The organism is Streptomyces sp. NPDC058000 (genome assembly GCF_042886435.1).
Lineage (GTDB): Bacteria > Actinomycetota > Actinomycetes > Streptomycetales > Streptomycetaceae > Streptomyces.
On the sequence record NZ_JBHVQS010000130.1, the window covers coordinates 1 to 1,620 of the forward strand.

At 54.6% G+C, this 1,620-nt stretch carries 1 protein-coding gene; it reads right to left on the reverse strand.

Annotated features, from left to right (window positions below; all coding sequences use genetic code 11):
• Window positions 1-1,620: MobA/MobL family protein (locus ACFVT2_RS43260; RefSeq protein ID WP_390027980.1), on the reverse strand; the 1,620-nt coding region annotated here is incomplete at both ends.

Sequence of the window (1,620 nt, forward strand, 5' to 3'; positions counted from 1 at the left end):
GATGAAACTCCATAAGTTCCGGCGCAGGTGATATGTGGCTGTCTGCATCGTGATTTACGGCAACACCATACCCTGCATACCGTAACCCCTTATCGGTCAGTGCACTGATGACCAGCTGGCTGTTATCGGCTGAGGGAACGGCAAACGCGGGATACAGCGTACCATTAAGCCGGACAACACCGCCCAGAGAGTCATCCACGCCCATGACCAGCAAAAGCTGAAGCTGGCGGGTTTCCCGGTCGACAGAACTCATTACCGGCATCAGCGTCGGTAGCAGACGTCCCTGCGTAAAATCCACCTTCCTTGCTGCCAGTGATGGCATGGCTGGCTGGCGGTCTTCTCCAAGACAGAAAGACTCCGGCCATGTCTTCGGCTGGCGGAGATTGCGGGTATATTGCGGCCATGTCTGGCAAACCTGCGTCAGAAGTTGCTCAAAGGTCGCAGAGGAATAAACACGTTGCAGTGGTGGATGTTGACCGATTTCGCTTCGGTCACAGATATAACCACTCCTGTCACGCATTAAATCAACACGCTCAAAGATTCTGGTGCGGTATTTCTCCAGCTCGTTCCCCCAGAGCGTGTATTCTCCGTTCCGGTTGTGAAGCAGAAGGTAACAGGTCATTTCCCCGTTACCAGGCATGGGGGCCTCGCCATACCCCGTAACGACTGCGCTCAGTACCCCTGAATCCATAACGGCATTGTCATTTTTCCTGAGCTGTTCCGCTCGTCGCTCCGCGCGACTACGTTCTGTATCCTCCTGCTCCTTCCGGCGCAATTCCTCTTCACGTTTAAGCAACTGGACTCTGAGAGCTGCAAGGCCGGATGCCCCCCACTGCTGCCACTGTTTTTCAAATGCCGTCTGACTCGCGGGAATGTCCTGTTTCTCCACCTTCCGGTAATGCTGTCGCAATTTTTCCATTTGCTGGCTCAGCGACTGGATTTTTCCCTGTTCGCTACGGTATTCCGGTGCCGCCCATTGCATCAGGGGAATACGGGAAAAACCGGACGAAAACGGCGATGATTTTTTCAGGCTGGCAGCATGGCTCATCGCTTCCTTTCGTTCGGTGTTCAGCTCTTCCCAGCGTCTGCGCGTCGCCTGCATATCTGCCATCATCGACATGGCATTACTGGTGAGTTTCCATGCCGCATTACTGTCCTTCGGCAACGCTTCGATGATGTCACGTAGTGTGTACGAAGTTGCGTTGTCAGGAAGCACGATATTCAGAAGGTCAGCCACACGGCGGGCAGGCTCTGTCAGCCCGCTGTTCCTGAGTTCAGTGCGGGAAATCTGTATTTCCAGGTTAAGCCTGTTAATCAGACGATTCTGTTCGCCGCGTTCTGTTTCGATACCGCGTGTTTCCATCGCACAGGCAGACTTTCCGAGGTGAATACCAGGCGTTTTCTCAAGCCCCTGTCGCTCGTATGAACGATGGTCTATCTCTTCCTGATAACCGGCGTTCGCCAGTGCCCTGTTCGCATGGTCAGCCCATGATGCACGCCACGTCTCGGCATGTGTCCGGTCGTTCCAGTCCCTGACCTTTCCGCCGAACCCAGCAGGTCCGACAGCCCTCGTGGTCAGCATGATGTGCGCATGGGGATTTGTTTTATCCATGTGATGGC